29 protein-coding genes are annotated in these 26,534 nt (G+C 40.1%); 3 read left to right on the top strand and 26 right to left on the bottom strand.

Translation table 11 applies throughout. The features are described 5' to 3' along the window. The 16 genes from hrcA to hisS all read right to left on the bottom strand — a co-directional run bounded on the left by hrcA (window position 1) and on the right by hisS (window position 17,074). On the bottom strand, window positions 1–1,035 hold the full coding sequence (gene hrcA, locus ACVR1I_RS00985; protein ID WP_447442184.1) for a heat-inducible transcriptional repressor HrcA: 1,035 nt from the start codon (window positions 1,033–1,035) through the stop codon (window positions 1–3). Window positions 1,036–1,175: 140 nt separating this feature from the next. Next, window positions 1,176–1,367 carry a hypothetical protein gene (locus ACVR1I_RS00980; protein ID WP_447442183.1) on the bottom strand — a complete coding sequence of 64 codons (192 nt, stop codon included), beginning with the start codon at window positions 1,365–1,367 and terminating at the stop codon, window positions 1,176–1,178. Beyond that, window positions 1,364–1,897 (bottom strand): DUF2812 domain-containing protein, encoded by a 534-nt coding sequence (locus ACVR1I_RS00975; protein ID WP_447442182.1) that lies wholly within the window; start codon window positions 1,895–1,897, stop codon window positions 1,364–1,366. The genes ACVR1I_RS00980 and ACVR1I_RS00975 overlap by 4 nt, the downstream gene beginning before the upstream one ends. Beyond that, complete coding sequence (locus tag ACVR1I_RS00970) at window positions 1,888–2,427, bottom strand: DUF2812 domain-containing protein (RefSeq protein WP_447442181.1); 540 nt, start codon at window positions 2,425–2,427, stop codon at window positions 1,888–1,890. Before ACVR1I_RS00970 ends, ACVR1I_RS00975 begins: the two co-directional genes overlap by 10 nt. Further along, a complete protein-coding gene (locus ACVR1I_RS00965) occupies window positions 2,414–2,749 on the bottom strand; it encodes a PadR family transcriptional regulator (RefSeq protein ID WP_447442180.1) in 336 nt (111 codons plus the stop codon). Before ACVR1I_RS00965 ends, ACVR1I_RS00970 begins: the two co-directional genes overlap by 14 nt. Window positions 2,750–2,866: 117 nt before the next feature. Further along, window positions 2,867–3,565 carry a histidine phosphatase family protein gene (locus ACVR1I_RS00960; RefSeq protein ID WP_447442179.1) on the bottom strand — a complete coding sequence of 233 codons (699 nt, stop codon included), beginning with the start codon at window positions 3,563–3,565 and terminating at the stop codon, window positions 2,867–2,869. 92 nt (window positions 3,566–3,657) lie between these two features. Further along, window positions 3,658–4,995 (bottom strand): PFL family protein, encoded by a 1,338-nt coding sequence (locus tag ACVR1I_RS00955; protein ID WP_447442178.1) that lies wholly within the window; start codon window positions 4,993–4,995, stop codon window positions 3,658–3,660. Window positions 4,996–5,006: 11 nt separating this feature from the next. After that, window positions 5,007–5,273 carry an ACT domain-containing protein gene (locus ACVR1I_RS00950; RefSeq protein WP_447442177.1) on the bottom strand — a complete coding sequence of 89 codons (267 nt, stop codon included), beginning with the start codon at window positions 5,271–5,273 and terminating at the stop codon, window positions 5,007–5,009. 79 nt (window positions 5,274–5,352) lie between these two features. Then, window positions 5,353–6,441 (bottom strand): type 2 isopentenyl-diphosphate Delta-isomerase, encoded by a 1,089-nt coding sequence (gene fni, locus ACVR1I_RS00945; protein WP_447442176.1) that lies wholly within the window; start codon window positions 6,439–6,441, stop codon window positions 5,353–5,355. Between the two features lie 8 nt (window positions 6,442–6,449). Then, window positions 6,450–7,526, bottom strand: a complete 1,077-nt coding sequence (locus ACVR1I_RS00940; protein WP_447442175.1) for a phosphomevalonate kinase — start codon at window positions 7,524–7,526, stop codon at window positions 6,450–6,452. Next, window positions 7,523–8,554 (bottom strand): diphosphomevalonate decarboxylase, encoded by a 1,032-nt coding sequence (gene mvaD, locus ACVR1I_RS00935; RefSeq protein WP_447442174.1) that lies wholly within the window; start codon window positions 8,552–8,554, stop codon window positions 7,523–7,525. Before mvaD ends, ACVR1I_RS00940 begins: the two co-directional genes overlap by 4 nt. Window position 8,555: 1 nt before the next feature. Then, window positions 8,556–9,479: a mevalonate kinase gene (mvk, locus tag ACVR1I_RS00930; RefSeq protein WP_447442173.1), complete on the bottom strand. Its 924-nt coding sequence runs from the start codon at window positions 9,477–9,479 to the stop codon at window positions 8,556–8,558. 66 nt (window positions 9,480–9,545) lie between these two features. Continuing rightward, window positions 9,546–10,826: an MATE family efflux transporter gene (locus ACVR1I_RS00925; RefSeq protein WP_447442172.1), complete on the bottom strand. Its 1,281-nt coding sequence runs from the start codon at window positions 10,824–10,826 to the stop codon at window positions 9,546–9,548. Between the two features lie 71 nt (window positions 10,827–10,897). After that, window positions 10,898–12,382 (bottom strand): threonine synthase, encoded by a 1,485-nt coding sequence (gene thrC, locus ACVR1I_RS00920; protein ID WP_447442171.1) that lies wholly within the window; start codon window positions 12,380–12,382, stop codon window positions 10,898–10,900. 284 nt (window positions 12,383–12,666) lie between these two features. Then, window positions 12,667–15,315 carry a bifunctional acetaldehyde-CoA/alcohol dehydrogenase gene (gene adhE, locus ACVR1I_RS00915; protein ID WP_447442170.1) on the bottom strand — a complete coding sequence of 883 codons (2,649 nt, stop codon included), beginning with the start codon at window positions 15,313–15,315 and terminating at the stop codon, window positions 12,667–12,669. A 478-nt stretch (window positions 15,316–15,793) separates the two neighbouring features. Next, window positions 15,794–17,074, bottom strand: coding sequence for a histidine--tRNA ligase (gene hisS, locus ACVR1I_RS00910; protein ID WP_447442169.1), 1,281 nt, complete (start codon window positions 17,072–17,074; stop codon window positions 15,794–15,796). Window positions 17,075–17,379: 305 nt separating this feature from the next. Here hisS and rpmF point away from each other — a divergent pair, with 305 nt between their 5' ends. Together rpmF and rpmG are read left to right on the top strand one after the other, a co-directional pair. Then, entirely contained in the window at window positions 17,380–17,562 is a 183-nt protein-coding gene (rpmF, locus tag ACVR1I_RS00905; protein WP_093649839.1) for a 50S ribosomal protein L32, read from the top strand. Window positions 17,563–17,577: 15 nt separating this feature from the next. After that, on the top strand, window positions 17,578–17,727 hold the full coding sequence (rpmG, locus tag ACVR1I_RS00900; RefSeq protein WP_001265622.1) for a 50S ribosomal protein L33: 150 nt from the start codon (window positions 17,578–17,580) through the stop codon (window positions 17,725–17,727). Between the two features lie 124 nt (window positions 17,728–17,851). Here the strand turns inward: rpmG and ACVR1I_RS00895 are convergent, their stop codons facing one another. The 6 genes from ACVR1I_RS00895 to ACVR1I_RS00870 form a co-directional block, all read right to left on the bottom strand. Further along, window positions 17,852–18,238 (bottom strand): hypothetical protein, encoded by a 387-nt coding sequence (locus ACVR1I_RS00895; RefSeq protein ID WP_447442168.1) that lies wholly within the window; start codon window positions 18,236–18,238, stop codon window positions 17,852–17,854. A gap of 1 nt (window position 18,239) precedes the next feature. Next, a complete protein-coding gene (locus ACVR1I_RS00890) occupies window positions 18,240–18,824 on the bottom strand; it encodes a toxin-antitoxin system HicB family antitoxin (RefSeq protein WP_447442167.1) in 585 nt (194 codons plus the stop codon). Further along, window positions 18,811–19,068, bottom strand: coding sequence for a HicA family toxin-antitoxin system (locus ACVR1I_RS00885; RefSeq protein ID WP_143460124.1), 258 nt, complete (start codon window positions 19,066–19,068; stop codon window positions 18,811–18,813). The genes ACVR1I_RS00890 and ACVR1I_RS00885 overlap by 14 nt, the downstream gene beginning before the upstream one ends. Before the next feature lie 123 nt (window positions 19,069–19,191). Further along, window positions 19,192–19,509, bottom strand: coding sequence for a tyrosine-type recombinase/integrase (locus tag ACVR1I_RS00880; RefSeq protein ID WP_447442166.1), 318 nt, complete (start codon window positions 19,507–19,509; stop codon window positions 19,192–19,194). Between the two features lie 153 nt (window positions 19,510–19,662). Then, a complete protein-coding gene (locus ACVR1I_RS00875) occupies window positions 19,663–20,853 on the bottom strand; it encodes an MFS transporter (RefSeq protein WP_447442165.1) in 1,191 nt (396 codons plus the stop codon). Window positions 20,854–20,954: 101 nt separating this feature from the next. Beyond that, window positions 20,955–21,125, bottom strand: a complete 171-nt coding sequence (locus tag ACVR1I_RS00870; RefSeq protein ID WP_447442164.1) for a hypothetical protein — start codon at window positions 21,123–21,125, stop codon at window positions 20,955–20,957. A 386-nt stretch (window positions 21,126–21,511) separates the two neighbouring features. Here ACVR1I_RS00870 and ACVR1I_RS00865 point away from each other — a divergent pair, with 386 nt between their 5' ends. Beyond that, a complete protein-coding gene (locus ACVR1I_RS00865; protein WP_447442163.1) occupies window positions 21,512–22,669 on the top strand; it encodes a haloacid dehalogenase-like hydrolase in 1,158 nt (385 codons plus the stop codon). Window positions 22,670–22,878: 209 nt separating this feature from the next. Here the strand turns inward: ACVR1I_RS00865 and ACVR1I_RS00860 are convergent, their stop codons facing one another. The 4 genes from ACVR1I_RS00860 to ACVR1I_RS00845 are packed head-to-tail and all read right to left on the bottom strand — an operon-like array spanning window position 22,879 to window position 26,521. Next, window positions 22,879–23,838 (bottom strand): metallophosphoesterase, encoded by a 960-nt coding sequence (locus ACVR1I_RS00860; protein WP_447442162.1) that lies wholly within the window; start codon window positions 23,836–23,838, stop codon window positions 22,879–22,881. Between the two features lie 29 nt (window positions 23,839–23,867). Beyond that, complete coding sequence (locus ACVR1I_RS00855; RefSeq protein WP_447442161.1) at window positions 23,868–24,863, bottom strand: ABC transporter ATP-binding protein; 996 nt, start codon at window positions 24,861–24,863, stop codon at window positions 23,868–23,870. Next, window positions 24,864–25,670, bottom strand: coding sequence for an ABC transporter permease (locus tag ACVR1I_RS00850; protein ID WP_447442160.1), 807 nt, complete (start codon window positions 25,668–25,670; stop codon window positions 24,864–24,866). After that, complete coding sequence (locus ACVR1I_RS00845; RefSeq protein WP_447442159.1) at window positions 25,667–26,521, bottom strand: ABC transporter permease; 855 nt, start codon at window positions 26,519–26,521, stop codon at window positions 25,667–25,669. Before ACVR1I_RS00845 ends, ACVR1I_RS00850 begins: the two co-directional genes overlap by 4 nt. Window positions 26,522–26,534: the final 13 nt, after the last annotated feature.

Genomic DNA, 26,534 nt, shown 5'->3' with positions numbered 1-26,534 from the left:
TTAATGTACTTCGTAATGATTGCTATTGAGGTAGCGGTAATAGTCGCCTAACTTCATGGCAAGAACACGGCCAATAATGTTGATGAGACTGACACATCTCCTGTAATCCATATCGATGGAGCCGATGACAATCAATTGCCCAAGGCCACGATAGGGAATGAGGAATTTTTGTGTCAAGACGGCCACATCGGCCAAGGCTGGCTCGGCGCTGTCTGCCACTTGCACACTAGACATTTGGTCTTCCCGCATCTGGTTTCTAAAATGAAGGGCCAAGGCCTGTTCGTCATCTAAGAAACGATAGGTTTCAACGTCACTGTATTCCAGCGACTGAACTTTTCCAGCCACGAAGATGGTTTCCTTGAACAACTCCGAAAAGATGTAGTCCACCAAGTCCAGGACATTGTCCGTTGTGGCAAAATAACGCTGGACAACCTGGGGAATCTCGGTCCGCAAGCGGTAATGAATGTCCATCACACGACGGCCCAACAAGCGTTCTTCCACCAATTCTTTGAGGGTTTGCAAATCGCGGCTCAAGAAATTCTTGGGAATGGCAAACTGTACTGTCGCCGGCTTGGAGTCATCCACGGTCAAGATTGCCAAGGCATCATGATTGGATAATTGCACCACTTCAAAAGCGGTTAGGCGCTGGCGAGCTGGTTCCACATCCATAATGACAGAAGTAAAACCTGTTCGATCCGCCAAAATCTGACCGGCCTTTTGCAAGATATCTTCTAGCCTAAAGGCTTCAAAATCAAAGGCCTTGACGACTTGGTAGATATCTTGTTCATCAATATTGTCCATATTCAAGGAATGTTGGACAAAATACTTGAAACCTGCTGGACTCGGCATTCGTCCGCTGGAGGTATGGGCTTTTTCCAGTAAGCCTAGCTTTTCTAGCTGTGCCATATCATTTCGGATGGTGGCACTAGAAGAATCAATAACTGACTGCAAAGCCTTGGAACTGACAGGCTCATGCGTCTGTGTAAACAAGTCCACAATTAGATTTAAAATCTCATTTTGTCGTTGGGTAATCACACACACAGTCACCTCGCTTTCCTTTTTAGCACTCTCCTACCTCGACTGCTAATCTATGTCTCTATTATACTCCTTTTTCAACAACTGTCAAGACAAAATTAGCACTCTTTTGCCAAGAGTGCTAAAATCGGTCTGAAGACCTATTTTTTTGTCTTTTTAAAAAGATATGCTACCAGTAAAACAATCATCACCAGTTGCACAAAAGCCAGACCATTGATGGCCCAACCTGCAAAATGAGTGGCTTTTAAATCCACCCGCGGCCCAACAAATAGGGATAAGGTTATCACATTTAAGGAGAGGGCTGGGAACACCTTCGGTTTCCAACGCTTCATATCCTTTCCCCCTTTAACTCTTTACGCAACTGATAAAAGCGATAGGAGAGGTATAGGACAAACAAGCCATCAATAACCGCAACTGTCAACGAAAAATCTGTCTTATCAAAATACAAACCAATCCCAACCACCACTACCATTGTAGCAAGCAAAACCAGAAAACGCCTTTTAAATATTTGCTCAATCATGTCCCAGCGACTAGCTGGATCACTGAATAGCTCCTTATCACCGCTTTGAGCAGAACTTTTTCTAAAAATCGAAAAACTATTGCACTCGGCTACATAATCCCAACCATAGTCCTGATAAAACTGCCGGTAGCTAGGCACTTCTGTATGCTCTTTGTCTTTAAAGTGAAGCTTATAAACCATTTCCTCAGGCTCAATGGCTTCAAAATGATAAAACATGTCCCATGTGATGTGGGTCAACCGCCACCCTTTTTGGTGCATCCGCCTTAAATAAGCTTCTTCTTTTTCAAAATCCGTGATTAAGAAAATCCGCCATTCTATTTTTTCGTCATATATTACCCCCAATCTTGTTTTTCTTTTTGGTACTGACAATAAACAAACCCAACATAGCCAGCCCAAAGACTAAACACCAAGCCTAACAAGAGAAAATTGTGCAACTTCCAAGAAAGAATGTTTCCAAAAGTAGGAAATAAGGGAATAAAGGGTATGATGCTGGCATATAATTTGAGTCGAAATACTTTCTTTCGGTAATCCGCAAAACTAGTTCGGTCACTATACAACTCCAACTCTTCTTCGCATGTGGCAGAAGCTACCGCTTTTTTGAACAAAACATAAGGACGAAAACCACTCACCATCTGCCAACCAGCCGATTCGAATAACACTTTATAGTCACCATCATACTCGGGTAAAAATAATTCCCATTGTGATTTTGGTGTGTATATATCTAGCTTATAGATGACATCTTCTGCCTGACAAGGAACAAACTCAATCTTTCCTGTAAAAGGATTTATATTTTTAACCGCCCATCCTTCTTGGTGCATTTGCCGGAAATAAGCTTCCATTTGTTCAGGTTTACGTGGATTAAATTTCGTCATTTTTTTCATACTTTTTCCCTCGACTATTGTGATACAACCGTTCAATCCGTGCCAATTCACATTCCAATACTTCTTTTCCCAAAGAGGCTATCTGATACAGTTTTCTTTTGTCTTCTTCTCGCTTAAAAACAATTAAGCCATCTTTTTCCATTTTGGAAAGAGTACCATACATTGTACCTGGGCTAATGGTCACTTGTCCTCCTGTCAGCTCTAGAACTGATTGGCTAATCTGGTAACCATGAGCTTCCTGCTGCAAAGACAGTAAGATGTAAAACCCCGACTCTGTCATCGGCATATAGATTCGTTTGATTCGTTTATCCATTACTATTCACCTCGATACATCGAACTACGATATAAAAATAATATATCACACTTCGATATACTATGCAAGTCTTTGCACACAAAAAAAGCTAGAAAAATTCTAGCTCTTATCTTCTACTTATTTCGCTTCGTTGGCGATAATTTCAGCACCAGCTTGGCGGTAGGCCATACTACCGACTTCCTCGATGGTAAATGCCCCATCTGCATATTTCAAGACAGTGATACTCCCATTATCCAAAGCTAAATTAGTTGGGCGTTCTGGCTCCAACAAATCAACCAAGGTCGCAATGGTCATTCCATGGCTGACAATCAGGGCATTGCCGCCACCCATTTTTTCAACTTCTTGGGCGATGGACTCAAAACCAGCCAAAATACGACCACTTAATTCTTCCCAAGTCTCTGCCCATTTGGCAGAATCTGCTTCGTAAATTCCGTTTGCAATTTCTTCAAAGGTCATGTCTGACCCTTCCGCAATCCCGTTTAAACGCGGCAACACACCACTAAAGAGGTCTGCGTCATACATGCCTTCGTAACTACCAAAACACCACTCGCGGATGCGTTTATCTTGGTAATAAGGAATTTGTCCAAGGATGCCCAACTCTTGCTGAGCAATGGTAATCGTTTGAACCGTCCGTCCTAAATCACTGGATACTGCCAATTTAAATTCAAGACCAGCTTCTTTTAGGCCCAGCCCCAATTCGCGAATCCCTTCTTCACCAATCTTGGTCAAGGGAGTATCAGCCCAACCTTGAATACGGCCAATGGTATTAAACATGGTCCGTCCATGACGGGCAATGTACAATCTAGTTTCTGTCATTTTCTTCCTCCTGTGCTTTCTACCTACTATTATACCAAAACTAAAAAGCGTTGGCACGCCTGCCAACACTTTTTACACATTTTTCATCTAGTTTAATTTTTAAAGCTATGGATTGGAGCTGGGATTTGACCACCACGGGCAATAAAGTCCGCAGACGAATTCTGATTGACTTTCATAACCGGTGCGTAACCCAAAAGGCCACCCAATTCCAACATGTCTCCTTCCTCCCCGTAAGGAATAATGCGAACAGCGGTTGTCTTCATATTGATAACCCCAATGGCAGCTTCATCAGCGATCATAGCGGCAATAGTTTCTGCTGGAGTCGCTGCTGGAATAGCAATCATGTCTAGTCCAACCGAACAAATCGCGGTCATGGCTTCCAGTTTTTCAAGGTTGAGAGAACCATTTTGCACTGCCGCAATCATGCCTTCATCTTCGGATACAGGAATAAAGGCACCTGATAAACCACCAACTTGGTTACAGGCCATGACGCCTCCTTTTTTAACAGCGTCATTTAAGAGAGCAAGGGCAGCAGTTGTTCCATGCGTTCCGACTGCTTCTAGTCCCATTTCTTCCAAGACACGGGCAACCGAATCTCCGACTGCAGGAGTTGGGGCTAAAGATAAATCAACAATCCCGAAATCGACACCCAAGCGTTCTGAAGCCATGGTTCCGACCAACTGGCCGATACGTGTGATTTTAAAAGCTGTCTTTTTAACTGTTTCCGCGACTACATCAAAGCTTTCTCCCTTGACTTTTTCAAGCGCCCGCTTGACAACACCAGGCCCAGAAACACCGACATTGATAACCACGTCTGCTTCTCCAACACCGTGAAAGGCTCCCGCCATAAAAGGGTTGTCTTCTACCGCATTGGCAAAAACAACCAATTTCCCTGGTCCCATCTCAGAAGCTTCCGACGTTTCTTTGATGATTCGGCCCATATCTCGTACAGCTGTCATGTTGATCCCTGATTTGGTTGATCCGATATTTACTGACGAGCAGACAAAGTCGGTTTCTGCCAAGGCACGCGGAATGGAATTGATCAAAATTTCATCGCCTTTTTGGTAGCCTTTTTGTACCAAGGCTGAGTAACCACCGATAAAGTTAATGCCAATATCTTTAGCTGCCCGGTCCAAGGCTTTGGCAAAGGGAACATAATCTGTTGCGTTCGTCGCTGCCCCAATAATGGAGATCGGTGTAACGGACACCCGCTTATTCACAATTGGAATTCCCAATTCTGCGGAGATTTCATCTCCTACTTCAACCAGTTTTCCAGCCTTGTCGACAATTTTTTGGTAGACTTTTTCAGCTGCTCGGTCAATATCTGGATCGATACAGTCCAAGAGGGAAATCCCCATGGTAATGGTCCGAACATCAAAATTCTGCTCCTCAATCATGGCGATGGTTTCAGTAACTTGTCTAATATCCATGGAATTCCCTCCTATAAATTGTGCATGGCGTCAAAAATCGCCGCACTTTGAATGTTGATTTTCACTTGAAGGGTTTCTCCGTAGGCTTCCAACTCTGCACGTAATTGTGTAAAATCTTGCGTTTGATCTGAAGATACTACCGCCATCATGGTAAAATAATCATCCAAAACCGTTTGGGAGATATCATCGATATTAAGCCCTAAATCTGCAATTTTACTGGCAACACCCGCAACTATTCCTTTGTTATCTTTTCCAACTACTGTGATAATGGCTTTCATTTTTATCCCTCTTTTCATTTTTTACTATTGTAACACAAAAAAGCCCCTTCGGGCTTTTCTTTATAAAAATTCTTGAATATTATTTCACATTTTGCGAACGATTGGCATATTGTTTCCAGTCAATGCCACGCGCCTCACACCAATGGGCAACATCTCCTGACAAGACAAGGTCCTTCTGACGTAAATCCTGAACCGTTTTTGCGCCAAGAACTCCCATAACACCCTTCAATTGTTCTTTGATGGTTTGTGTCTCAAAGAGCGCATCCTCTAAGCCTCTATCTCTAGCTAGTTTCAAGAAATAATTGGACATGCCCACAGCATTTGCTCCCAAAGAAAGTGAAGTAACAATATCCAGCGCATTTTTAACCCCCCCAGAAGCAATAATCTCAGGACGTTCTGTCTCAGGAATAGACATGGCTTCCACTAAGGACAAGACCGTGGACTGCCCCCAACCATGCATATAGTCATATTTATCCAAGACCCGACGAGCGTCTTCAATGCGGGCAAAATCCGTTCCTCCAGCCCCAGAAACATCAACCGTTTTGACACCCACAGAAGCCAGTTGGCGAATGGTTTCACGACTCATCCCAAAGCCAACTTCTTTAGCTATAATCGGAACGGAAATCTCCCGTACAAGGGTTTCGATATTTTTTAACCACATGGAGAAATCCCGATCTCCCTCTGGCATGATGACTTCTTGCGGAGCATTCAAATGGATTTGCAGAGCATTTGCCTCCAACAAATCAACCGCACGTTTGGCGTTTTCCACATCATGGTGCGCCCCAAGATTGGCAAAAATAATGCCTTCTGGATTTTCAAAACGAAGGGTCGAAAAGGTTTTTGCCACACTTGGATCCTTAATCGCTGCACTGACAGATCCTGAAGCAATCGGAACCTTAGCTAAATAACTGAGAATCCCAAGTGTTCGGTTGATGTCTCCTGTTTCTTTAGTGCCTCCTGTCATGGCATTGATGAAAAAGGGAGATTCAATCCTTATACCTGCAATCGAAGTCTCCAAAGAGATTTCTTCCATATTTAACTCCGGCAACGAGTTGTGCACAAACCGACTCTCTTTGAAATCCTTGACTGAATCTAAGTTAAATTGTCTTTGGGCCAGGTTCACATGTTGGTCCTTACGATCCATGCCCCAGTATCCATATTCAAACATTGTTTCTCCTATTCTATTTCCGCAATTTTAAACGGAAGCGGTACAATTCCCGCTTTTTGCCATGCATTGATAATCGCCTCTTTTTGCTCCTTTTGCTCTACAAAACAAATTCCGCAGTCACCGCCACCTGCACCAGATGACTTGGCAACTGCTCCATGTTGTGCGGCAATTGTACAAAGCTTCTCCAACTCACGTGTCTCAATTAGAATAGCCATTTCCTTTGAAAATTGGCGCAAGAGGCCACGATTTTCTCGGATCTGTTCTTGAAACACACCGACTTCCTGATCTTGGCAAGATGCAATCAATTTTTCAACACAGATGCGGCTTTTTTCAAGAAAATCCGCATGGGCTTTTTTCTTATCCAGTTGGTGTTTTCGATCTTGAACCTGTCCCACAAAATCATCTGTTTTGGCAACCTGATGGGTCCAACCAATCAGAAGAGACAAGTCATCCGGCAAGGATACAGACCCTATCTTTAAGCCCTGCCATGGCATTTTTAGAAGACTCAGAATGGATTCCTGCTCCATTCTAGCCTTTAACCAAGCTTTATCCAACGATTGGTAGAAAACCACTCCACCAAAACTAGAAGCCGCCATATCTCCAAAGGAACCTGCCATCTCTAAACGCATCTGAGCTAAGACTGCCAGTCGAAAGACCTGTTCAGCAGGCAAGTTTTGGCCATAAAAAGCTAGAACCGCTCTGACAGTCGCTACTGTCACGGCGCCCGAAGAACCTAAGCCATATTTTTGGCCTGACTCCTGATTATCCAACTCTGTCTCGACATGGACAGCATAAGCCGATGATAGCGCAACTCCTCTATCAGAAACATAGTCCTCCACCACTTGCATAGCAGAGAGAATCAGTTGGTAATCATGTGCCGTGGCGACAACAATCTGCCCCCCTTTTCTTATCCAAGAAATAGTTTTTCCTTGTTGGCTAGAGTAAATCGTCCCATGAACCGCAGAAGAAACGCTCACTGTAATGTACTGGTCAATCGCTGCAATCAGAGCCAAATTCCCTGGCTCAACCACCGCATACTCTCCAGCCAAGAAAAGCTTGCCTGGTGCACTTGCTTGAACCCTCATATCCTGCTTCTTTCTAAAAATGTGACAGATGATACTTCCCACTCTTTTTCTGTCAATTCTTTTGCACCTTGTCCAGGCAAGGAGGAAATAATGTTTTCAGACGGAAGATAGGCTTGCAAAGCTTGAGCTAATTTTTCCATATCACTAGCCCGACACAAGACTTTTACGTTTGGACCAGCATCCATAGTCATAAAGGCGGGCAGACCTAAATCATCTCGAACCTGTCTCACCGCTTCTTGAGCCATTAAACTTTCTGCATTCCAATAGGTAAAAGGAGGATTGGCAGATAAGGTTGTGGCATGCATTTTCATGCCATTGTGCTCTGTAATCTCTCCCAATTGTTGAAAATCTCTTGTTGCAATAGCCTTTTTTATGGCAAGTAAATCAGATTTCGCCGTCTCTATCCATGCGGGGTAAAATGGTGAAGTCGCAACTGTATGTTCCATCCCGATACGGCTGGCGATTTTCTTTTCCTTGGTATCAACAGCAAGTATCAACATGCCAATATCCCAAGAAGCATCATCAATCGGTCTGGCAAGCGAATCTGCGGAACTAGTCCCCATATCCCACTCTACAAACCCACCGAACAAGCTACGAGTACTGGAGCCTGATCCACGTCTTGCGATCGTCGATAATTCCTCAAAAGACAAATCCAAACCAAGTGCCTGAGATGTCGCCAAAGCTAGCGCTGCAAAAGCTGATGCGGAGCTGGCCAAACCAGCAGCGGTCGGAACAAAATTGAGACTCTCCACACGAGCAAAAGGTCGCTTACCTATATATTCGCAAAACAAATCTAAAAAACGAGAAATTTTTTCAATTTCTTTTTTTTCTTGTAAAATTTGGTTTAAATAGAACGAATCCTCCGACAGTGTCTCATCAAAGACAACCTTCGTGTCGGTATAAAAAGCATCTAAGGTCAGAGACAAACTTGAATTCATGGGTAAAAATAATTCTTTGTCTCGCTTCCCCCAATATTTAATGAGAGCAATATTCGTATGGGCACGCGCAATGCCAACTCCATTTGTCATCTTATTCTCCTAAGTATTGTATCCAAGTTTGCCGAGCTCCTATTTTTTCTAACACTCTTGCAATCTCCTGGGCACTCTCTTTATCTTTTACAAGAGCAATCATGCAGCCACCACGACCACCTCCTGTCAACTTGGCTCCCAAGGCTCCAGCCCCTCGAGCACAGCTGACCAGCTGGTCCAACTGGTCATCAGAAACGCCCAGTTTTTGTAACAATTCATGTGAACGGTTCATTTTTTGACCAAGGGCTTTGGCATCATTCTCTTGCAAATCCAATTTTGCCTGCCGTGTCAATTCCCCCAACTCCTCAATCCAAGTTCGAGCAGCAAGAGATTCTCGGCAGAGCCGAGCGACATCTTCCACCGCTTCTAAAGTATGGCCAGTTTTTCCAGTATCCCCAACTACCAGATAAGCATCTAGAGAAAGGTACAAGGGCTGAATCGCCTGGTCTTTCATAAAATAGACTGGTTGCTTACCGCTGGTGGTTGCTGCATCCACTCCAGATGGATTTCCGTGGGCTATTGTTTCAGAAGACTGCACAATCTCCCACAGTTCTTGATCCGATAAATCTTTTCCATAAAAAGCAAAGAGAGAACGAGCAACCGCAACCGCAACCGCCGCACTAGATCCCATCCCTCGTTCTGCTGGAATCGTAGATGTAATCTCTATATGAATGGCTGGATCTGTCGGTGCTCCGATACGGTAAAGCGAAAAGCGAATGGCGTGCTTGAGCCCTTCCCAAATCTTTGGCATCTCGTGAACCAAACCCTCATAAAAGGCACAGGAGACACTCAAGGCCTCTCCTTTTCGAGTAACCCTTGATTGAATGTCAACAGCAGAAAAAGGCATTGCAATAGCCGGTTCGCCATATACGACTGCATGCTCTCCCATTAAGATAATTTTCCCTGTTGCTCTTCCGATTGCCATTTTTTCACTCCTTTTTTCGTTTTCTATTATACCATTTTCACTTGAAAGATTCTTAGAAAAAAGACCCTATCGGGTCTTCTTGGATAAATAGCGATGGAAAAGCAGGGCTAAAAAACTAGCACGAAAGACATTGTCTAAAACCGTAGCCAACCAGACCCCCATTAATCCCCAACCTAGAAGACGTGTCAAAACAAATCCCAAACCAACACGAATCCCCCACATCCCAATACTTGTCGCGTAAAAAGGGAGCTTGGCATTTCCTAGCCCCTGCCAGGTTGCTGTATAAATCAAGGTCCCCGCCGTTGCTGGTGCTCCGACCAACGAAAACAACATGACTAACAAACTAGCAGATAACACCTGAGCGTCTCTACTGTATAGGTGTGTCAGCGTATCTCCAAAAAACAAGACAAGGCCGGCCAGTAGCAAGAGACTAAGAACCGATAAGACAAGGTTGTAGCTCACCATTCGTTTGACCAGTTTCTGGTTTGCCTGTCCACTGGCTTGCGCCACCAAAATCACAGTCGCTGTCGCAAATCCAAGGGCTGGCATATAATTCAGTTGTGTCACTGTTTCACCAATCGCGTTCCCAGCCACAGTCGCTGTTCCCAACGACACAATCAAACCAACCACCACCACATCTCCTGCCCGCATCATGAGTCGCTCTCCTGCTGTTGGCAAGGCTAAGGCCAGCAAGTTCTTCTCTATGCGCCAACCTGTGTACTCAAGCGGGAACGGCAACTGTTTCCATAAAACAATACAGGCTATGACACGAGCTAATATCGTTCCTAAGGCCACTCCGACTATCCCTGCTTGAAAGACAAATACACCAAGCGCAGAAAAAAGCACATTTAGCACGTTACTCAGCAAACTAACATACATGGGTAACTGGTTCTTACCCGTCGCTCGTAATACCGCTCCCAAGGACGTCATAATCCCTAAAAAGATGATGCCACCCCCCACCAGCATTAGGTATAGTCCCCCTGCTTTTGCAACAGCTGCCTCTGCTCCTAACCAGAACAAGAGCTCTTGGCCAAAAACAATTGAAAACAGCCCTAAAACAACACTCGAAAAGACACTTAACAGCACGGATTGACCTGCTTGATGAGGCAATTTTTCTGTTTGTTGTTTACCGATTGATCGGGCCAAGATAGCAGAAGTCGCCGAAGCCAATGCGATAAATACGGCTTGAAAAACCGCTAAAATATTATTTGCAACCGAGACTCCTGAAAGCGCCACCACTCCGAGAAAAGCAACCAAATAAGTATCCACCATTCCCATCAAAAATTGCAAAAAGTTTTCAACCATAGCCGGCCAGGCAATCTTTAAAATTTTATTGATTTCATACATGTCTTTATTATACCAAGATTTTACGAAAGGCGATAAAAAAGGATTCTTGCCATCGAATCCTTTTATCCTATTTATAAACCAAGATACCGCTCTACTTCAGCCTGCATCTCATCTGCGGCCACAACGGTTGTGTGTCTCACTGGAGCCGTCTCAAGACCATCTACTGCTGGTGGCAAGGCTACCCCAGACACCTCATGCAAGAGCGCCAAGGCCTCAAAATCCGAAAGACCTGTTTGTTCTGTCACAGCTTCAACAGCCACAACTGGGAATTTGTAGGGACTGGCCGTCGAGACAATAACGGTCGGTCTGCTATCTTCAGTTTCTTCTCGATAGGCGTTATAAACGGCTGAAGCAACCGCCGTATGCGGGTCTTCCATGTACTGATTTTCATCCCAGACCCGTTTGATTTCAAGTGCGGTCTCGCTTTCTGTTGCAAAACCAGCCGCAAACAAGTTTAAGATGTCCTCATTCACTTCTGCTAAGCTATATTGTCCTTCATCGTTTAAAGCCTGCATCAAGGTTGCTGTTTTTGCGGCATTATTACCAACAAGATGGAAAATCAAACGCTCCAAATTAGACGATACTAAAATGTCCATAGATGGACTAGTCGTCACTTTGAACTCCCGTTTTTTATCGTAGGTTTTGCTGGCAAAGAAATCTGTCAAGACCTTGTTTTCATTGGAGGCACAGATCAATTTGCCAATCGGCAAACCGATTTGTTTGGCATAAAATGCCGCCAAGATATTTCCAAAATTCCCTGTTGGAACAGTGAAATTGACCTCGTCTCCTGCTTGGATTTCTCCTTTTTTAACCAATTGAGCATAGGCCCAAACATAATAAACAATTTGTGGCACCAAACGGCCGATGTTCATCGAATTGGCTGATGAGAACTGGAGACCTTTTTGCGCCAATTCTTCACGCAATGCAGCATTGTTGAACATGTCTTTGACATTGGTCTGTGCATCATCAAAGTTTCCATCAATGGCCACAACATGGGTATTGTTCCCTGTTTGTGTCGTCATCTGCAATTCTTGAACTTTTGAAACCCCATCACGTGGGTAAAAGACCACAATCTGAGTTCCTGGTACATCCGCAAAACCAGCCATGGCAGCTTTCCCCGTATCACCAGAAGTCGCTGTCAGAATCACAATGTCATTTTTTAGGCCGTGTTTTTTAGCTGCTGTTGTCATCAGATAAGGCAAGATCGACAAGGCCATATCCTTAAAGGCAATCGTTGACCCACGGAATAACTCCAAATTATACTGCCCTTTTAAGGCCACAAGCGGAGCAATCTCATCCGTATCAAACTTACTATCATAGGCATGAGAGACACAGTAGTCAATTTCTTCTGCTGTAAAATCATCTAGAAAAGCGGATAAAACCATGCGCGCCACATCTTGGTAGCTAGCGTCCTTCAACTGTTCAAAATCGAAAGTCAGAGTGGGATAGCTAGTTGGAGTAAACAAGCCTCCATCTCTTGCCAAACCTTGTAAAATAGCCTGACTGGCTGTTACCTTGTTATTTTCATCACGGGTTGATTGGTATAGTAGGGTCATAAGGTATCCTCGTTTGTATAATCTTTCATCTATTCTACCATAATTATCTGAAAATTGGGACTAAAACGTTAAAAACTCCACTTCATTCTCCTGACAAAAGAAAAAAGTTTGGAACAACCACCGTCCCAAACGATTGACAGGGTGTTCCTCTCTCTAACAACAGACCCTCCTTATCACTGTTTTACATTTATCGTAATATTTTATAAAACAAAATCTATCAAAAAAGCAACCAAACGGTTGCTTTTTCTGTCTATAAATCTAGTAAAAACTAGAAGGATTTGCCGTTATTTCAAACGTCCTGGACGTTCCTTGTATCCATAGTAAGCATCTTCAATGATTTCTTGCATGTGGTCTACCATTGGCAAGCGTGGGTTTGCTGGTGAACATTGGTCTTCATAAGCAAGGAGAGCCAATTCACGTGAGTATTTCTTGAGTTCTTTCTCGTCCACACCTTGTGCTTTCAAGTTCATTTCAATACCTACGCGCTCACCCAATTCGTAGACAGCTGTCGCAAAGGCATCAACTGCTTCTTCTGGTGTTGAGCATGGAAGGCCAAGCATGCGAGCGATGTCTTGGAATTTCTCATCTGCTTTCCAATAGTTGTACTTAGGCCATGTTGTTGTTTTAGATGGGCGAGTACCGTTGTAGCGGATAACATATGGAAGTAAGATGGCATTTGTCCGACCGTGAACTGTATGGAAGCGTCCACCAATCTTGTGGGCCATGGAGTGGCTCATTCCAAGGAAAGCATTGGCAAAGGCCATACCTGCCATGGTTGATGCGTTATGCATTTTCTCACGAGCTTCTGCATCAGCTGTTTTCACTGAAGCTTCAAGATATTCAAAGACCAATTTAATCGCCTGAAGCGCAAGACCATCTGTGTAGTCGTTGGCAAAGTTAGAGGTATAGGCTTCAGTTGCGTGCGTCAAGACGTCCATACCAGTGTCTGCTGCGATAAAGCCTGGAACTGTTTCTACCAAAGCAGGGTCTACGATGGCAATAGTTGGGGTCAATGAGTAGTCAGCAAGTGGATATTTGCGATTATTTGCTTTATCTGAAACAACGGCAAATGGTGTTACTTCTGAACCAGTACCAGATGTTGTTGGAATACCGATGTATTTGGCTTTTGCACCAAGTGATGGGAAGCGGAAAGCACGTTTGCGGATATCCATGAATTTTTGTACCAAGTCACGGAAATCAATTTCTGGTTGTTCATAGAAGAGCCACATTACTTTGGCTGCATCCATAGGAGAGCCACCACCAAGAGCAATGATGGTATCTGGTTCAAAATTACGCATCACCTCTGCACCGCGTTGGATTGTTGTGATGTCTGGATCTGGTTCAACATCTGAGAAGATTTGAACCGTTACTTTATTGGAACGGGCTTGAAGTTGGTCGACAATACGTTGTACAAAGCCAAGTTTTTCGATTGATTTATCAGTAACAATCATGACACGTTCAAGGCCTTCTGTTGTTTGAAGGTATTGAATCGCATTGCGTTCGAAGTAGATTTTTGAAGGAACTTTAAACCATTGCATATTATTTCTACGTTTCCCTACTTTCTTGATGTTGAGAAGGTTGATAGCAGATACGTTATCACCTACTGAGTTGCGTCCGTAAGAACCACAACCAAGTGTCAATGATGGTAAGAAGGCATTATAAACGTCACCGATACCACCGAAAGTAGATGGAGAGTTCCAAATCACACGCATCGCACGTACACGAGTACCAAATTCTTTCGCCAATTCTTCGTCTTTTGTATGAATCGCAGCTGAGTGACCAAGACCGTGGAATTCAACCATTGCACAGGCCTTGTTCAAACCGTCTTCACGGTCTTCTGCTTTCAATACAGCAATAACTGGAGACAATTTTTCACGTGTCAACGGCTCATTTTCACCAACTTCAGCACATTCTGCCGCTAAGATGTTGGTTCCTTCTGGTACTTTGAAACCTGCTTGTTCTGCAATCCATGCTGCTGGTTTCCCAACGATGTCCGCATTTAATTTAGCACCAGCACAGTTTTTGCTATTGGCTTTCACACCGAAACAGAATTCTTCAAGAAGCGCTTTTTCTTTTTTATTGACGAAATAAGTATGGTAAGATTTGAATTCTTCCACAAATTCTTTGTAAATTTCTTTGTCAATAATAACCGCTTGCTCAGAAGCACAGACCATACCGTTGTCAAATGATTTAGACATGACAATATCGTGAGCCGCTTGGCGGATATCAGCAGATTTTTCGATGTAAGCAGGAACGTTACCTGCACCGACACCAAGGGCTGGTTTTCCACATGAATAAGCCGCACGCACCATGGCGTTACCACCAGTTGCCAAAATAGTAGAGATACCATCGTGATTCATCAAAGCATTGGTTGCTTCAATCGATGGTTTTTCAATCCACTGCACACAGTTTTCAGGTGCACCTGCCGCAATCGCTGCATCACGAACGATACGAGCCGCATGAGCAGATGATTCTTGAGCTGATGGGTGGAAACCAAATACGATTGGGTTACGTGTTTTCAAAGAAATCAGAGCTTTGAAAATCGCAGTTGACGTTGGGTTAGTTGTTGGTGTCACACCACAGATAACGCCGACTGGTTCTGCAATTTTTGTCAAACCAGTAACTGGATCATCTTCGATAATCCCAACTGTTTTCACACCGCGCATATTGTTGACAACATGCTCACAGGCAAAGAGATTTTTAGTTGCCTTGTCCTCAAAGACACCACGACCAGTTTCTTCTACGGCATGTTGTGCCAAGATTCCATGTGCATCAAGAGCCGCTACTGAAGCTTTCGCTACAATGTAGTCTACTTGTTCTTGATCCAATTGTTTCATCGCCTCAAGAGCAACGAGACCTTTTTGCACCAATTCATCAACGTGAGCTTGTGCTTGTGCTACTTTTTCTTCAGGTGATAGAGTTTTATCAGCCATTGGGTTTCCTCCAAAATTTTGTTTTCTCTTTTTAAAAAGTTGCTTGTTAACTTTTTCACAATATTATTGTACCTTATTTCCGAGCATTTGTAAAGAGTTTGTTAAAAGATTCACAATGTTTTTTTCTTTTTTTGTGAAAATTTTTTGAAAATCCCTTTGTACCACTGTTTTAGATTTTTGATTGTGATTATTTTCTCAAACTTTTTTTCTTTCACAAATCAATACATAGGTAGGTAAGCGATTACATTTTCAGTGTAAAATACATACCTATCAAGAGCAATGATGGGTATTCTCTTTTTATATAGATTAGTTACATTTGTTTCCATCTAAAATCGTTCCTTGTGATATAACCTCCTTGTTTATTCTTTTAAATTTATTATACTAAATTCATTTTTGTTGGTCAATAAGATTCAAAAAAGACCCCAAATGTTCCTTTTCACGTCTAACATTTGGGGATCCTTACGAAGAAATCATCTTCTTATTCATTTATTTGGGCAAGCAAATCAGAAAATTGCTTGCTAATTTCCTCCAACGTCGCTACACACTCTTTTCTGGTCTGATTGTTTCGAAGAGTAACCTGTCCAGATTCCACTTCGCTCTCACCCAAGGTGATGAGGGTTTTTGCTTTTAAAACGTCAGCGGATTTGAATTGGGCCTTGATTTTGCGGTTCAATACATCGCGTTCTGCCTTAAATCCTTGTTTGCGGATGGCTTGTACCAATTCTAATGCTCTGCCATTGACAGACTCTCCGAGTACGGCGATGTAAACATCCAAGTCTTGCTCAACAGGAAGGGCGATACCCTGTTTGTCAAGAACCAAGAGCAAGCGTTCTAAGCCTAGTCCGAAACCAAAACCTGGTGTGTCTGGTCCGCCAAAGTATGCTACCAGGCTATCATAGCGGCCGCCGGCACAGATGGTCAATTCTGATTTTTCAACGGTGGTGATAAATTCGAAGATGGTGTGGTTGTAGTAATCCAAGCCACGAACCATATTGGTGTCAATGACATAAGGGATACCGATGGCTTCCAGCATGTCTTTGACAGCGTCAAAATGTGCCTGACTTTCTTCATCTAAATAATCCAAAATAGAAGGTGCCTGCTCAACCGCTAGCTTATCTTCTTTTTCTTTTGAATCCAAGACCCGTAGTGGATTTTCTTCCAAACGGCGTTGGCTGTCTGCTGACAATTGGTCCTTTAAAGGGGTCAGATAGGCAATCAAGGCCTCACGATAAGCCTTACGGCTATCGGCATTTCCCAGTGTATTGAGGTGCAGGGTCACATCCTTGATCCCTAGTTTTTCAAACAAATGATAGGCCATGGCAATGGTCTCGACATCTGTCGCAGGGTTTTTGGAACCAAAAGCTTCTACTCCGATTTGGTGGAACTCACGCAAACGTCCTGCTTGGGGACGTTCATAGCGGAACATCGAACCAATATAGTAGAGTTTCACTGGTTTTTGCACTTCTGGGGCAAAAAGTTTGTTTTCGACATAGGAACGCACCACCGGTGCTGTCCCTTCTGGCCGTAAGGTAATATGGCGCTCACCCTTGTCGTAAAAGTCATACATTTCCTTGGTGACAATGTCTGTCGTATCTCCAACAGAGCGGCTAATCACTTCGTAATGCTCAAACATGGGGGTGCGGATTTCTCCATAATTATAGGCCGCAAATGTCTCACGGGCTAAATTTTCAACATACTGCCACTTGGCAGCGTCCACAGGCAAAATATCCTGGGTTCCTTTTGGTTTTTGTAATCGCATTTTCATCTCCTTTGCCTCAAGTCTTATCTTTTATCCATTCTACCACAATTTTTGCACATTTTCTCCTTAAATGATAAGGACAAACTGACAAGTGTCGTTTATTGTACAAATAATGCAACACGATTCTTTTTTGTCCAATATATTGGTAAGAAATCCCTCTAAATAATCGTTTTTTAAGGAAACAGGCCCTTATCTGTTCATTTTTTTGAAAAAAAGTGTCAAGTAACTTTACTTTACAAAAATCTTTTGATATACTACTAGAGTTGGCAAAAGCCAAAGACACATTTGAAAGGAAACAAAAGAAAATGGCAGTACCTGCACGTCGCACCTCAAAAGCGAAGAAAAACAAACGTCGTACACACTACAAAGTAACAGCTCCAACTGTTAAGTTTGATGAAACTACTGGAGACTACTCACGTTCTCACCGTGTATCTTTGAAAGGATACTACAAAGGACGTAAAATCGAAAAAGCTGCTTCAGCTGAATAATAGAAGGGAGATACCATGCGCGTAAATATTACACTTGAACACAAAGAATCTGGTGAACGCTTGTACCTTACTTCAAAAAACAAACGTAACACTCCAGACCGTCTTCAATTGAAAAAATACTCACCAAAATTGCGTAAGCACGTTGTGTTTACTGAGGTAAAATAAGACAACATAAAGAAAGCCTATGAAATCAACGTTTCAAAGGCTTTTTTCTTTTGATTTTAGCAAAATAACTGAATTTTAACTGATTATGATAATCAGGATAATTTAACGATAAGAATGAATAACTCTAGTCTTGATTAAAATTCAGATTTGGGATTTGAATAGCTCCATAAGCACCTTCAGAAAACAAACCAATATATATTCTAAGTTTTTCTACCATTGGAGCAAGTAATGCTTGTTGAAATTCAATGTCGGCTAAAATATCTTTCGGCAAATCACTGACTAATACTGAATATGCAGATTCAATTTCTGCAATAACCTTATATTGAGGGTCCGGATAGGAAACTTCCATTTTCATTAAGATTATTTGATTTTCTTGACTCTCTTCCCTATCAAGAAGATTCATACTAATAGTAGCTTTGCCATCTTCATTAGTAGTTTTCTCATCCTGTTTTACAACAAATTCAAACTTATTGAATGTAACTTTTCTTATTTCTATATTTCTTGATTGCATCTTAACCTCCCAGAGAGAATAAAATAACATTATCTGCATTACTTTGCTGTTTATCGGTAACAGTTTGTTCTTTATACGATAATCTGGTTTCCGATTGATTTTTCACAATATAATGAAAATGTTGCTCCGGAGCAGAAACTTTTTCTTCTATAGTTCGACTAAATTGCTTAGTCATATTTTCAATTTGAATAGCTAATTGTTCTACTGAATTTTGAACCTGCTTGAATAATCCATCATTGATTAATTGAACCAAAGTTTGATTTAAGCTGACTCCCTCTATTTCAGAACGTTCTTTAACATCTCTATGTAATGATTTAGGTAATCTTAGAGTTACTTTTCCACTATACTCCTCTAGAGAATTCTCAAGGGGCTCTTTAATTTCTCTCCCCCACTCAAGGTTAGCCTCAATCCAGTCTGCTTTGGCTAATTCAATTTCATCATAAACTTCTTCTAAAGATTCACCATAAACGATTAGTCCTGGTAACTCTTTAATAGAGGCAGTGAACAAAAATTCACCCTCGTCATAAATTTTATCAATTAAAATCGGATAGTTCAATCCAAGATAATATTCTTTATCTTTCATCATTTAAACCCTCCTCCAATTCTATCACTTTCTCAATCATTCCTATCACATGTTTCACATAAACTGGTTTTATCGGCTTATGTCGCGGTATTGGATAGCTCTCTTCCAGTAAAGCATGAGAGGTTATTGAATGATTGGTTCCTTGCCTCCACATAAAACCATATTTTTTACACAGAGCTTCTAAGCGTTCAGGGGTAACAGATTTGGGGTTATTTTTTATTTTTTGCAACTCTTTTTCTTTGCCCATGATGTACCTCATTTATAACGACACTATATATGGTGTCACATTGATTATATACAAAAAAGTTGGTGATTTCAAGAATTTCTTTTATTTTTAACAAAATAATTGAATTTTAACTGATTACGATAATCAGGAGATTATTTCAGCCAAATCTATCATAGCTTGTTCAATCTTATCTTTCCCTTTTTGCATGACATGAAGGTAGATTTTTTCTATTTCTCTACTGTCTTCTGAATGTCCTAAAAATTCTCGAATAACGTTTAGACTTACATTTTTATCTGCCATAACTGAAACAAAGCTATACCGAAACATATGAGGAACTATGTGAATAGGTCTGCCAAAATCTACTAGTTCATCAATGACCTTATTCCTGTATTCTCTTATCTTGTTGTAGTTTGATTCTAGAGTAGTTTTTTCTAATCCTTCTAATAGAAATTTAGCTTTCAATTATTAATTTTAAAAATGGTCAATTTGTCATTTCAGCAACTTTAGAATTTTGTTTTAAAATTAAAAATCATAATTTTATTTTTATGTTAGTTTATGGAAGTTCCTATTGAAGTCAGACAAAAGATAAAGTAGATTAACAATACTTTTCACATACTATCGAAAGTTTACTCTTTTACTGGTATAAAAAATAATGGAGACAATTAAAACCATAATACATTCCATTATTAATAGGACACTTCTCATATCAAAATTTAAGACTAAAATACCTACCATTGATACAAGTCCCATCTCAACAACAGAATTTAAAACACCTAATGTTGTCGTTATCTGACCAATATTACTTGAAGGGAAGTTAATTTGTACGAAAGTACTAAAACCTGTATTGATGAATGCTAGTGCAAAGGATATAAGAAAGAATCCTGAAGCAGCGTGAAAATAAGTAGATGAAAGAGTGAACATAATGTACCCCAATACATAACCTACTGCCCCTAATAATACAAACATTCTTTCAGATATTTTTTCAATAATGATATTAATAATAAAAGCACCAAAAAGATAGCCTGCACCCGAAATACTCACTAATAATCCATATTCAGTATCACTCATTAACAGAACTATTTTAGAGAATGCGGCTTCAACAGAATCAAGACCAGCCGCAAGAATCAATAAAGAAGAAACCAAAAAGTAAGTAATAATGATTAGTTTATTTTGACTAACAAATTTTTTTAAGAAGCTCAATCCCTGAAATACTTCAGAGAAATATGATGTTGAGACTTGCGTAGCATCGATAAGATTTTCAAAGTGCGGTAACATTAAGATAAATATACCACATAAAAGCAATAGAACAGAATTAGTAGCAATTGCAAATAGTGGACTCCCAAGAGATACCAAAATACCTGCAAGCGCGGGACCGATTAAAAATCCCCCCGATGAGACTATGCTATTCCATGCGTTAAACCTCTTCAATTTATTTTTTGGAACTAATAACACAATATATCCCAATGAAATTGGTTCATAAAGGGAACGACAGACTTGAAGAAAAAATACGATAAAAGAAATGAACGTTATATTTTGCTTTATTAATAACAATCCAACCAAAATTGAACTTACAACATTGAGACTAAATAGCCAGTTTTTCTTATTAAACCTATCAATATATGCACCAAAAATGATATTTGTAATGATATCAGCAACGGGGCGTATGACATATAATAAGGCTATGTCCCCAGCATTACCACCATTACTTAAAATCATTAGATTTAAAGAAATAAAATATATCCACTCTGCTATACTTGATAATCCTAATGTTATCAGATATATAATAAAATTACTTTCCTTTTTCATCTATTTCTTTTATCCTTTCTATTATTAAGAAACTTATTTCATCAAAATAATTTTGTAAATAAAAATGTCCACCAGGAAACTTGTAGGAATCCAATCCTTCATTACGTTTGTATTGAAGAATAATTTTCAATAATAGGTTTTAAAGCATTTGAAATAGCTTCTTTAATACCCTGAACAGCTTGAAGTGTTTGATCAATATTATATATATTAACTATTTCACTAATATCTATTTTTTCTGGATCAGTCTTTTGTTTATCTAAATCTTTATTCATGATTTAATTATATTCTTTTTCTAGATTTTATACTAGTTATCATAGATTCTCGAACTATATTTATATGACTAAATCAATCATCTAGTCATCTCTACCTTTTTAGTAAAAACCATTAGAAACCTTGATTTTATAACGTTTTAGAGTTCAATATTATACTTTTACCGAAGTGAAGTAAATCAATATAAGAAAAGCCTATGAAATCAACATTTCAAAGGCTTTTTTCTTTGAAACATTGTTTATCTAAAGAAATTGACGAGATATAGTATTCATTTTTTCCATAACTGTCTATCATTTTTACGAGAAATTTACACAAGGAATGCTTGAATCTTTCTTTGATTTGTTATGCTATAAACAATAATATATACAAATAGGGGAACTTCATGCCATTGAACTATCTAAAAAATTCAAATTGGGAGCCATTTGCCAAAAAAAGGATACAGGAAATTATCCATTACTACGGAAACACCAAATCTGTTCCATTGCATGATCAACCTTATGCCGTGTTTGACTTTGACAATACATCTTGTTTTTTTGACATCGAAGATCACCTTGTGTTATACATGATTGAGCAGTTTGCATTTCGGCTCAATCCAGAGACTTTTTACCACATCCTATCTTGCGATTCCTACGAAACACAGACAATCTTAGACCCAAATCAACCACAGTTAACTCTTGAAAATTTAGCCAAGGATATTGTTACGAATTACCGACAAATCAAAAAAATGGCTGAGAAGCACCCATTGGAGAAAATCAGAGAAACAATTGCCTATCAAAATTTTCGTGCACAATTACTCGCTCATTATCAATTTGCTACAAGATTTTTTTCACCATCACCAGGGGGAAAATGGTTAACCTATTGGTTTATGGATTTCAGTGAACAGGACTTCAAAGAATTTGCGAAGCAAATGATCAATTGGGCATTTCAGTTACCTATTCAAAAAATCCAATATTATACAAAACCATTGGATTATGAAAAGAGCGGCTTTATCAGTGTCGAAATCGAGCAAGGGTTACGATTATCTGAAGAAATGAAAGAGCTCTATTCTGTTCTCCAAGCCAATCACATCACAACTTATATTGTAACCGCTAGTCCAGAAATATTAGTTGAGTCCATCAGCCATTATCTTGGTGTACCAACTTCCCAAGTATTTGGAATGAGAGTGACGAAAGACACTGCTGGCAATCTTAGTCCAGTCATTGAAAAAAATTGGTATATCACCAAAGGTATAGGAAAAGTCCATGTGATTAAAAATGAAATTGCTCCATTGCATAAAGGAAAGATGCCAGTTCTTGTTTTCGGAGATTCACAAGGTGATTATGAAATGTTAAGCCAAATTCTAGCTCCTTCATTAAGTGTTTTAATAAATCGTAACGAACAGAATATTGTAAAAAATTTAATTGTACAAGCTGAACAAGAATATAATCAATCTACAGCAAAAATAGTTGTCCAAGGACGTGATGAAAACAAACCGTCATTTCGCCCCAGTACACAGTCTCTTCTCCTTGGAGAAACAGAATCTATACTATCTCTAAAAACGGAGTAAGCGTGGCTTACTCTGTTCAGAACGTAGACAAACCCTTTAAACGCTAGAAAATAGCAAATTCAAAGCCTCCCCCAACTTTCGACCAACTCTTTAAAATGCTCATTTATCAGCGTTTCAAAAGATTTTGATATTTACTAACCAAAGAAAAAAGATTGAAGAAAATGATCCAAAATGGACTTTTTCTTCAATCTAAACAGAGTAAGCGTAACTTACTCTGTTTTTAGTTCATCATACAGGTGTCTACTCGTGTCAATGTCATCCTTGCTAATAGTGATCATTCGAACACCTTTCCCTAATTTCCCATAAGTATTAAAACCTGAGGACTGGCCATATACCAAATGAATGCCTTTGTACAGACCATCAAAATTATTGTCGTGATCATGCCCTACGAACATCCCCCAAATGGCATTGGTCTGAGTTAATTCAAAGAAAAAACCTGAATTTATCTCGGGTGAGGCTACAAAATTCTGAAAGATTGAAAGGTTTTTTTGCGTGTGGGACTCCACCACATTTGCCTCAATCTCTTCAGCAAATTCCCCATCTTTTATGTCTAAAGTCGCTAACCAATATTCCGGTATTGGAATATGCTGAAAAACTAGGTGCCTTCGACTGGCATTTTTAAAGTCATATTTTGCACTCATCTCCTTATACCATTTGATTTGTTCTGGCAAGATCCAAGCATAGTATGATGTATCCGTCTGCGCATAATCTCCCGAATCCAATACGAGGCATAGGTGTTCAATCGATTGACATGACGCGTCATAAATCGAAACAATGTAGGAATGGCGTTCGCCGATCATATGTTCTTCAATATATTCTGGACGATACAAGCATATGTCATCATACAGGGCACGTAATTGCTCTCTTTGGATAGCTGATCCCGGTTCGGAATCATGGTTACCAAAAGTGATGATATAGGGTGTCTCAAATCGATTGATGTATAACAAGAATTCCTTAAAACTCTCCAGAGGATTCATCGCAAAATGCTCTTTCAAGGAATAGATAATATCTCCCGTGAAAATCATTAAATCTGGTTTTAGCTTTTGAATAGAGTGTCCCAAGTTGGCTAAGGTTGCAGTATCTTTATCATGAAACGGATAGGAACCCAAATGTGTATCCGTTACTTGCATAATCCGAAAAGAATGTTGTGAATGTAAACAAAGCCTCATCTTCCCCTCCTTTTATAAACGAGTATGAATTATTCAACTACTATCATATCCTCTTTAATCAGATAGACCGTTAATGCGTCTCCAGGATCCTTGAAAAAAGCAGAGCGATTTAATTGGTCCATAATAATTTCTTCAGAATTTACCTCTAGCCAAAACCGTAAAACCGATCCCAACATCGATGTTCGCTTGACAACAGTGTGAAATGTATAATGTGGTACAGTAGGTTGGATAACAGTTAGCGTTTCAGGTCGAATCGCCACTAAATGAGTAGTTGAAAATGGTTCAGACGTGATTCGTTCGATTCCATCTCTATAAAAGAGATTATGATTTCCGATAAAGCGAGCTACATACGGTGTCTTAGGATGTCGATAGATTTCAGATGGGCTACCTTTTTGTTCAATTGTCCCATTTGCCATGATATAAATTTTTTCAGACATAGTCATGGCTTCTTCCTGATCATGAGTGACCAATACCATGGTAATCCCTAATCTGTATTGAATCTCTTTGATTAAACTACGCAATTCTAATCGAATCTTAGAATCTAAGGCAGATAGGGGTTCATCCAAAAATAAAACTTTCGGTTCAACTACTAGAGACCTAGCCAATGCCACTCGTTGTTGTTGTCCACCTGATAAATTTTTCGGATAAGCATTCTCTTTTCCTTTCAACCCAACGATACCAATCATTTTTTCAGCTTTTGCTGTATCAGACACACCCTTTAATCGTAGACCAAACATAACATTTTCTAAAACGGTCATATTCGGAAATAAGGCATAATGTTGAAAAACCATTCCAACATTGCGAAAACGAGGCTCTATATCTGTAACATCCTTACCATCAATTAAAATTTGACCACTATCAATACTCTCCAATCCAGCAATGCACCTGAGGAGTGTTGACTTTCCAGAACCTGAAGCCCCTAGCAAGGTGGTTAAAGTTCCCTCTTCCATTGTGACAGAAATATTTTCAATCACAGTTGTATTCCCGTATGATTTGGTTAGATTTTTAACCTCAATATAGGCCATCTATTTTTGCTCCTTTCGTGTTAAATCATTTGTCATTTTTAAACCAAGAACTGTCATTAAAGTAACAATTATAAAATACGAAATCGATATTGCTGCTGTATAATGACCAGACTTTGTCATATTCTGGCGTAAGAAAATTTGAATATTGGGAAACTCCCCACCTACTAATAAATTTAATGTACCGAATTCACCAAAAAGGGTCGAAAAACGAAACAGTGCTGATGCAATAATACCGCTTTTGATATTCGGTAGAATCACCCGAATAAATGCTTCAAACTTTGAAGTTCCTAAAATTTCTGAAGACTCAACTAACACCCTGCTATCAATAGTACACAATGCATTTCGTGTTCCAATCTGAATGATGGGAACACCACCAACAATATAGGAACCAATTACCAATGCCAGCATCGGGATCCCTTTTCCGGAATATGCTGACATCAAAGACATAGCAGAGATGACAGCAGGTACTGCAAACGATACAATCTGCAATACATCCATAATCCACAACCATTTCCGATGGTAAACATATAGAACATAAACTGTGGGAACAATTAACAAGATTGAGCCCAACGTCCCTACTATAGCCAAGACAAAGGTTCGAAGCATAGCCATGTAAAACGCTTGGTCACTAAACAAAGCTAAAAACCATTTTACAGTAAAATGTTCTGGTAATACGCTAGTCGTCCACCTTGTCGCTATCGAATATAGAAAAGTTGCTGTCAGTGGAATTAGCAAATACAACAACATAGCCAGCAAGAAAACCGAATAAAATCCCTTTATCAATGTAGCATTTCTATTAAAGTTCATAAATCGTATATCCTCCGACCTCTATTTTGTAACCAATGGCCGATTAACATATTCAACATCAGGATAACCCCTAAAACAATTGCTACAGCCGACCCAATTTCAGGCTGGGCAAAAATATCTCCTTGTATCGTATTGGCAATATTAATCGAAATCATATTGATCGAACTCCCTGTTAAAGCAACTGCTGTATCGTAAGTTCCAATAGCATTTGCGAACATCATGGTAAATACTCCAATCAGTGATGGAGCCAAGATTGGTAAACCTATCTTCATCCAATACTGCCCGACACTGGCTCCTAAAAGCGCAGAAGCTTCTCGCCATTTCTTGTCGAGTCCATTATAGATTGGTAAAAGCAATGTAATTCCTAAAGGAATTTGGAAATAGATAAAGGCTATTTTAAGACCATCTAAAGAATAAATTGAAAAATGATCCAGTACATCCCATCCAAATGCTTTAGAAAGATTCATAACTAATCCGGCATTGCCCATCAATAAAATCAAACCAAAGGAAAGCGGAACCCCAACATAGTTAGCCGTCAAATTAGCTAGTGAAAGAAAGAGTTGGTTCCATTTAGAAAAAAAAGCATGGATTGCATATGTCGCAAGGGTTGTTAACACTAGTCCGATTACTGCAGAAAAAAGAGACAACAAAACCGAATGAACAAAACCATTCACATATTGGTATTCTGTAAAAATTCTAATGTAATTATGAAAAGTAAAATGTCCACTTCCAGGCTCCTGAAAGCTGGAAATGAACATAGTGACAACCGGATACACTAAAATGATGGCAACAAGTAGAAAAAAGAGACACAGAATCATATAGAAGAGAAATAATTCTTTAATTTTTTTCAATTGAGTACTCCTA

This window comes from Streptococcus cameli, from assembly GCF_053207365.1.
The sequence above is the reverse complement of the archived record's forward strand: the minus strand, read 5'-3'. Positions and strand labels throughout refer to the sequence as shown.

Excerpts from the sequence above, each read along its gene's own strand:
- ACVR1I_RS00980 (WP_447442183.1), bottom strand. The coding sequence starts at position 1,367 with ATGAAGCGTTGGAAACCGAAGGTGTTCCCAGCCCTCTCCTTAAATGTG.
- ACVR1I_RS00970 (WP_447442181.1), bottom strand. The coding sequence starts at position 2,427 with ATGACGAAATTTAATCCACGTAAACCTGAACAAATGGAAGCTTATTTC.
- ACVR1I_RS00965 (WP_447442180.1), bottom strand. The coding sequence starts at position 2,749 with ATGGATAAACGAATCAAACGAATCTATATGCCGATGACAGAGTCGGGG.
- ACVR1I_RS00960 (WP_447442179.1), bottom strand. The coding sequence starts at position 3,565 with ATGACAGAAACTAGATTGTACATTGCCCGTCATGGACGGACCATGTTT.
- ACVR1I_RS00955 (WP_447442178.1), bottom strand. The coding sequence starts at position 4,995 with ATGGATATTAGACAAGTTACTGAAACCATCGCCATGATTGAGGAGCAG.
- ACVR1I_RS00950 (WP_447442177.1), bottom strand. The coding sequence starts at position 5,273 with ATGAAAGCCATTATCACAGTAGTTGGAAAAGATAACAAAGGAATAGTT.
- fni (WP_447442176.1), bottom strand. The coding sequence starts at position 6,441 with ATGTTTGAATATGGATACTGGGGCATGGATCGTAAGGACCAACATGTG.
- ACVR1I_RS00940 (WP_447442175.1), bottom strand. The coding sequence starts at position 7,526 with ATGAGGGTTCAAGCAAGTGCACCAGGCAAGCTTTTCTTGGCTGGAGAG.
- mvaD (WP_447442174.1), bottom strand. The coding sequence starts at position 8,554 with ATGACAAATGGAGTTGGCATTGCGCGTGCCCATACGAATATTGCTCTC.
- mvk (WP_447442173.1), bottom strand. The coding sequence starts at position 9,479 with ATGGCAATCGGAAGAGCAACAGGGAAAATTATCTTAATGGGAGAGCAT.
- ACVR1I_RS00925 (WP_447442172.1), bottom strand. The coding sequence starts at position 10,826 with ATGTATGAAATCAATAAAATTTTAAAGATTGCCTGGCCGGCTATGGTT.
- thrC (WP_447442171.1), bottom strand. The coding sequence starts at position 12,382 with ATGACCCTACTATACCAATCAACCCGTGATGAAAATAACAAGGTAACA.
- adhE (WP_447442170.1), bottom strand. The coding sequence starts at position 15,315 with ATGGCTGATAAAACTCTATCACCTGAAGAAAAAGTAGCACAAGCACAA.
- hisS (WP_447442169.1), bottom strand. The coding sequence starts at position 17,074 with ATGCGATTACAAAAACCAAAAGGAACCCAGGATATTTTGCCTGTGGAC.
- rpmF (WP_093649839.1), top strand. The coding sequence starts at position 17,380 with ATGGCAGTACCTGCACGTCGCACCTCAAAAGCGAAGAAAAACAAACGT.
- rpmG (WP_001265622.1), top strand. The coding sequence starts at position 17,578 with ATGCGCGTAAATATTACACTTGAACACAAAGAATCTGGTGAACGCTTG.
- ACVR1I_RS00895 (WP_447442168.1), bottom strand. The coding sequence starts at position 18,238 with ATGCAATCAAGAAATATAGAAATAAGAAAAGTTACATTCAATAAGTTT.
- ACVR1I_RS00890 (WP_447442167.1), bottom strand. The coding sequence starts at position 18,824 with ATGATGAAAGATAAAGAATATTATCTTGGATTGAACTATCCGATTTTA.
- ACVR1I_RS00885 (WP_143460124.1), bottom strand. The coding sequence starts at position 19,068 with ATGGGCAAAGAAAAAGAGTTGCAAAAAATAAAAAATAACCCCAAATCT.
- ACVR1I_RS00875 (WP_447442165.1), bottom strand. The coding sequence starts at position 20,853 with ATGAAAAAGGAAAGTAATTTTATTATATATCTGATAACATTAGGATTA.
- ACVR1I_RS00870 (WP_447442164.1), bottom strand. The coding sequence starts at position 21,125 with ATGAATAAAGATTTAGATAAACAAAAGACTGATCCAGAAAAAATAGAT.
- ACVR1I_RS00860 (WP_447442162.1), bottom strand. The coding sequence starts at position 23,838 with ATGAGGCTTTGTTTACATTCACAACATTCTTTTCGGATTATGCAAGTA.
- ACVR1I_RS00855 (WP_447442161.1), bottom strand. The coding sequence starts at position 24,863 with ATGGCCTATATTGAGGTTAAAAATCTAACCAAATCATACGGGAATACA.
- ACVR1I_RS00850 (WP_447442160.1), bottom strand. The coding sequence starts at position 25,670 with ATGAACTTTAATAGAAATGCTACATTGATAAAGGGATTTTATTCGGTT.